This window comes from Bradyrhizobium sp., from assembly GCF_049512235.1.
GTDB lineage: Bacteria > Pseudomonadota > Alphaproteobacteria > Rhizobiales > Xanthobacteraceae > Bradyrhizobium.
In genome coordinates, this window is record NZ_JBEKXH010000423.1 from 1 (window position 1) to 5,602 (window position 5,602).

7 protein-coding genes are annotated in these 5,602 nt (G+C 61.8%); 1 reads left to right on the top strand and 6 read right to left on the bottom strand.

Going from position 1 to position 5,602, the window contains the following annotated elements; all coding sequences use genetic code 11:
• The 6 genes from ABSG20_RS28195 to ABSG20_RS28220 form a co-directional block, all read right to left on the bottom strand.
• Window positions 1–390 (bottom strand): ABC transporter permease (locus ABSG20_RS28195; protein ID WP_423867757.1); only part of this gene is annotated, 390 nt, incomplete at its 3' end.
• A gap of 29 nt (window positions 391–419) precedes the next feature.
• The gene (locus ABSG20_RS28200; RefSeq protein WP_423867752.1) at window positions 420–1,370 is read right to left on the bottom strand and encodes an ABC transporter permease; all 951 of its coding nucleotides are present in this window, start codon (window positions 1,368–1,370) and stop codon (window positions 420–422) included.
• Window positions 1,371–1,515: 145 nt separating this feature from the next.
• The gene (locus ABSG20_RS28205; protein WP_423867753.1) at window positions 1,516–2,769 is read right to left on the bottom strand and encodes a D-amino acid dehydrogenase; all 1,254 of its coding nucleotides are present in this window, start codon (window positions 2,767–2,769) and stop codon (window positions 1,516–1,518) included.
• A 102-nt stretch (window positions 2,770–2,871) separates the two neighbouring features.
• Window positions 2,872–3,132: a VOC family protein gene (locus ABSG20_RS28210; RefSeq protein ID WP_423867754.1), complete on the bottom strand. Its 261-nt coding sequence runs from the start codon at window positions 3,130–3,132 to the stop codon at window positions 2,872–2,874.
• Between the two features lie 236 nt (window positions 3,133–3,368).
• Window positions 3,369–3,668 (bottom strand): HU family DNA-binding protein, encoded by a 300-nt coding sequence (locus ABSG20_RS28215; protein WP_423867758.1) that lies wholly within the window; start codon window positions 3,666–3,668, stop codon window positions 3,369–3,371.
• Window positions 3,669–4,033: 365 nt separating this feature from the next.
• Complete coding sequence (locus ABSG20_RS28220; RefSeq protein ID WP_423867755.1) at window positions 4,034–4,213, bottom strand: hypothetical protein; 180 nt, start codon at window positions 4,211–4,213, stop codon at window positions 4,034–4,036.
• Between the two features lie 760 nt (window positions 4,214–4,973).
• Between ABSG20_RS28220 and ABSG20_RS28225 the strand changes: the two genes are divergently transcribed.
• Window positions 4,974–5,602, top strand: a 629-nt coding sequence (locus ABSG20_RS28225) for a C2 family cysteine protease (RefSeq protein ID WP_423867756.1), incomplete at its 3' end; no start/stop codon positions are given.

Below are 5,602 nucleotides of genomic sequence, written 5' to 3' on the forward strand. Positions count from 1 at the left end.
GACCCGCATGATCAGTTCCTCGACCCATCCCCCGCGCGCGGCCGCCAGCAGGCCCAGGCAAACGCCGAACAGAAGGCCGATGCCGACCGCGATGACGCCAACCATGATCGAGCTGCGGGCGCCGACCAGGAGCAGCGCGACGATGTCGCGGCCCAGGATGTCGGTGCCGAGCCAGTGCATCGCCGAGGGCGGATTGAGCTTATGCGCCATGTCGAGTTCGTAGGCGGACCATGGCGTCCAGACCAGCGACACCAGCGCGGCCGATGCCACCACCATGCTGAGGGCCCCGCCCGCCACAAAGCTGCGGTGACGAATCGCGCGCGTCCAAAAACCCTGGCCGGCGCGATACACTTCGGTCGGAACCGCGACGCCAGCGGGCGCGGCGCGCATCGGCGTCGGGGAGCCGGGCCCGGCGCCGCTCATAATGCGCCGGCCTTGATGCGCGGGTCGATCGCTGCGTAGAGGACGTCGACCACAAAATTCACAACCACCACCATCGCGGCCAGCAGCATGACGCAGTTGCGAATGACGATCAGATCACGGTTGGCGATCGACTGGAAGATCAGACGGCCAAGGCCGGGCAAATAGAAGACGTTCTCGATCACGATGGTTCCTGCAAGAAGATTTGCAAATTGCAGTCCCATCACCGTCATCACCGGAATCATGGCATTGCGCAGCACATGCCGAAAGAGAACCTGGCGGCGGGTGAGGCCTTTGGCGCGGGCGGTGCGGACAAAATCCTCGCCCAGCACTTCCAGCACCGCGGAGCGGGTGACGCGCGCCAGTATCGCGGCCTGCACCAGCGCAAGCGAGATCGCAGGAAGCAAAAGCGAACGAATGCCGGGAAGTATTCCCTCTTGCCATCCCGGGAAGCCACCAGCGGACAGCCACCGCAGTTTCACCGAAAACAACAGGATGAGGAGAATGGCAAACCAGAAATTCGGGATCGCGATCCCGAACTGCGTAACCGTCATGACGCCAACGCCGCCAGGCTTGTTATGATTGGCCGCAGCATACATGCCGGCCGCCAAAGCGAGCACGGTGGTGATCAGCATGGCCATCAGCGCCAGCGGGATCGTCAGCGCCAACCGTTCCGCAATCAAGCCGGCGACCGGCGTGCCGTAGGAATAGCTGTCGCCGAGATCGCCGACGCAGAGCCCCGCAATCCAGTGCAGGTAGCGGTAGAGAAGCGGCTGATCAAGCCCGAGCTTGGTGGCCATCGCGCTGATCGCCTCCGGCGAGGAGTCGGCGCCCATCAGCATTTCCGCAGCGTTGCCGGGCAGCGCATCGAGCACCAGAAAGATCACCATCGAGGCGGCTACAAGCGTCGCCACGAGCGTCAGCAACCGCCGCAAAATGAAGACGCTCATGGGCGCCGTCCCTCCAAGACTGCATCACGTCGACCACCGCACCGGATTGTGAGCCATCCGAGCTTGGGCCCTGTCAAACAGGGCTTTGGGAAACTTGGCAATGGCCGGTGGCGGCGGATCAAAGCGTGCCGCCGGCCCGACCCATTCATTGATATCTGGTCAGGGCCAGATCGGATGCATCGATCTCCGGGCTTCTTCCCGACAGCAAATCCGAAAGCACCCGCCCCGAGCCGCACGCCATGGTCCAGCCGAGCGTGCCATGTCCGGTATTGAGATGGAGGTTGGCAAAACGGGTTGCACCGATCAGCGGCGGACCGTCTGGAGTCATCGGCCTTAACCCGCTCCAGAACGTGGCATCCGCGAGCTTGCCGCCGCGCGGGAACAGCTCGGTCAGCGAATGGTCGAGCGTCGCCCGCCGCGCGGGATAAAGCCGATCGGAATAGCCGGATACTTCGGCGGTGCCGCCGACACGGATACGGTCGCCGAGCCGGGTGATGGCCACCTTGTAGCTTTCATCCATCACGGTCGACACTGGCGCCGCCAAGGGATCGGCGATCGGCACGGTGATCGAATAGCCCTTGACCGGATAGACCGGGATCGCAATGCCGAGCGGCCTGAGCAGAAGCGGCGACCAGCTGCCGAGCGCGACCACGTAGGCGTCGGCGCGCAGCAGGCCCGCGCTGGTTGCGGCACTGGCGACCCCGGTGGCGTCGGCTTGCAACCGCTCGATCGTGGTCCCAAACAGGAACCGGACGCCGAGATCGGCGGCACGGGCCGCCAGCGCCTGCGTGAACATATGGCAATCGCCGGTCTCATCCTGCGGCAGAAGCAGGCCACCGGCGATCCTGTGTTTCACCGCCGCGAGCGCCGGTTCGGCACCGACGCAGCCGTCGCGGTCGAGCAGCTGGTACGGCACGCCATATTGTTTCAGCACCGCGATGTCGCCGGCGGTGCCGTCGAGCTGGGCCTGGGCGCGGAACAATTGCAACGTGCCACGGCTGCGCTCGTCATAATGGATCGCCTCTCTCACGCGCAGCGCGCGCAGGCAGTCGCGGCTGTATTCGGCCAGCGGGATCATGCGGCTCTTGTTGACCGCATAGCGCGCCGAGGTGCAGTTGCGCAGCATCCTGATGAGCCATGCCCACATCGCGGGGTCGAGCTTCGGCCGGATCACCAGTGGACCGTGCCTCATCAAGAGCCACTTGATCGCCTTGATCGGCACGCCCGGCCCGGCCCAGGGCGACGCATAGCCGGGCGACACCTCGCCGGCATTTGCAAAACTGGTTTCAAGCGCGGGCGCTGCCTGGCGATCGACGACCGTCACCTCGTGCCCGCTATTGGCAAGATAATAGGCGGTGGTCACGCCGATGACGCCGCCGCCGAGAACCAGTACCTTCACGATCGTCGTGCTCCCGCCGGCCGCTGCGCCACTGCCCGCGGAGTGTTCCGCGAGCGGCCGAGCTTCGCAAGCTTCTGGCCGCGCGCAGGCGCAGACTGTCTACTATGGCCCATTCGGCAGCGCCATGCCGAACCGCGGCACATCGTCGTTGCCTTGAACTTGATGATTGACGTGCTGAATGCCTGGCTTCGGCGCGCACATCAGCGCGATCGTGTGGTGGATCGCGTTGGCGCGCGTCAGGGGAATATCGCCGATACGGTCGCTGACGTGCGCGTTGCAAACCTCGGTCCAGAACCGTTCATCGCGGGCAACTATCCCGTCAGCACACTCGCCTGCCCCAATCGGCAGCCGCGAACGTGACAAAGTTTGTCAGTCTGCTCGCGGCTGCTCCGCCCCGGGACAGGTACCAAGCATCAAGCCTGGCCTGCCTGTGCCCACGCCGCTTGGAGCGCGCGCCGCACGCAGGCTTCAACATGCCGCGCCATAGCGGCCTTGCGCCCCGTCGTCTCACGCGTCAGACGATCGTCCCCTTCGCACGGTCCGCTCGGATTTCGAACAATTGCTGTGTTGCAATATGCGCCGGAACGGTCTGCAAAAATTCAGACGGCGTCTTTTGCTGCCTTGACCGGGCGTGCTCGGACGACTTTTCGAGCCGGTTTGGCCTTGAACATCATCGGCTCCCCGTTGAACGGGTTGGTGCCTTTGCGCGCTTTGGTGGCGGGCTTTTTGACGACGACGAACTTGGCAAAACCTGGAACCAGGAAGACACCGGCTTTCTTCAGTTCCTTGTATCCGACACTTGTCAATGTCTCCAACACGCCCTTAACGTCCTTCTTCGCAACATTGGTCTCGACAGCGATCTTTTCGATCAGCTGCGACTTTGTCATCTGTACGGCCATTTTGGCTCCTGTCTGTTGATTCGCGTCACGAACAGTATTTTGAATCCAGCCCAAAAACTGTGCGGACGGCAATCTGCACAGCTTTTCTTCTTGCTACGGTCGCCCTGCCTATCCCTGCCGGAATACAGCCACATGCAAGACTATGTATATGCATGCATATGTATATATATTTACCTTCGGCGGATCGCCCTGAGCGCAAGAAGCCCCCAGCCGGTCAGTCGATCCGGGGCTGGTGACGCTCAAGGCCCGCACAGGCGCAGGGTAACGTGTTCACGACCGGCGGCGATATCCCGCACAGCTGATCACGATAGAACGGGCTGGTCGCCTGGATGGCCCATGGCCAGCCCAGTTCTATGTTCATGCGGTCAGGCCCGCGTTGACAATGACACGCCGAGCTTCGTTGCCATGGCAGACGTCGCGCCGGGCGTTCGCTTGAGTGCTTTCGCAATCTTTTTGACACCCGCTTTGGCTTTCGCCATCGTCTTCATTTGTCGTACATCATCTTTAGTCCACGTGCGGCGAATTATTTTCTTAGCTTTAGCCATCTTTGCTCCATTTATTGTGGAGCGGCCTTTTATCACGAGGGATGATAATCGCAACGGCAACTTGCTCCGGGGACGTCAAGTTTACACTCTTTTTCCTAAAATAACGGCCATATCCGACCCATGGGTGGATCTATGCTCACGAAATATAGCCGCTCCGGGCTCATGGACTGAGGTCTGAACCGATACAAAAGTCAGCAGCTTTCAATAGTTCGGCTCCATTAAGCGTAACTAATTTCGCTCGATTTTCAAAAAACCTGCCGGGACGTGGCCGCTCCCGCGTTCAGAAGACTTTTTTCACAATTCATTAAAAAGCGAGCGAACCTTACAACTTGGACCAAAGATGTCTCACCCGAGGGTGCCGGCGAGAGCGTGCAACCGATCCGCCGCCGGCGGATACTTCAGGGATGAGTTCATCAGAATGTCGACTAAGCCTCAATCCATCAAATTTAATGCCCATGCCGGTAAGAACTCCAGCGCCGACGACGGCTCGGCGGTCGACCCCGTCGCCGCCCCCCTCAATGCCGGTAACCCGGCCCCGCTCTCGTTCATCACAGCAGCCGCCTCGCCGGCCTTTACGGGGTCCGCATTTCAAGCTTCTATACAGCCTGAAGCAACTTCCTGCGGCCTCCCCTCCTCCACGGTGAGTGCTCTCGCGTCCACCGCGGCGGCCGCGGTAACGTTGCCGACCACGGGCTCTTCGACTTCGGGCGCGACCGCAACGGGCATAACCATAACCAAGTCCTCCGCGGTCCCGTCATGGGTGAGCACCCTGTCGACCGCGTCGATCGCCGCCGACATGGCCGCCGCCGACGTCAACGGGACCGTCAGCTATTCCGGGCTCAAAAACCTGCTGACGGATCTGGACGCGACCCTGACCTCCTCCAAGACCTCGCTCACGTCAGCCGAGATGGCCGACCTCAAGACCATCACGACCAATCTGAACAACGGCATGGCGACGTCAGCCTATCTGACCGGCGTGATGAGCGGCATCGTCAACGGCAGTGCCGAAAACAAGACATGGACAGGCGGCGGCGCGAGTTCGACAATTCTCGGCAACCTCGCCGCGGGCTCCTCCGCGACCCAGCTCTCCGAACTGATCGGCAAGTGGGTGCTTGGCACCGACCTGCCGAGTTCGAGCGTCATCATGGACGGGCATTCGTTCTCGGTGTCCTATTCGACTTCCTCCAACGCGGTGTTCGGCGCGGCCGGCCCGAGCATGAACGACGTCAATCAGGGCTACCTCGGCGATTGCTATCTGCTATCGAGCCTCGCCGAGGTCGCCAAGCAGAACTCCGGGGATATCGCCTCGATGTTCACCTCGAACGGCAACAACACCTACGGTGTGCGCTTCTATGTCAACGGCGTCGCCGACTACATTACGGTCAATAA

Excerpts from the sequence above, each read along its gene's own strand:
- ABSG20_RS28200 (WP_423867752.1), bottom strand. The coding sequence starts at position 1,370 with ATGAGCGTCTTCATTTTGCGGCGGTTGCTGACGCTCGTGGCGACGCTT.
- ABSG20_RS28215 (WP_423867758.1), bottom strand. The coding sequence starts at position 3,668 with ATGGCCGTACAGATGACAAAGTCGCAGCTGATCGAAAAGATCGCTGTC.
- ABSG20_RS28220 (WP_423867755.1), bottom strand. The coding sequence starts at position 4,213 with ATGGCTAAAGCTAAGAAAATAATTCGCCGCACGTGGACTAAAGATGAT.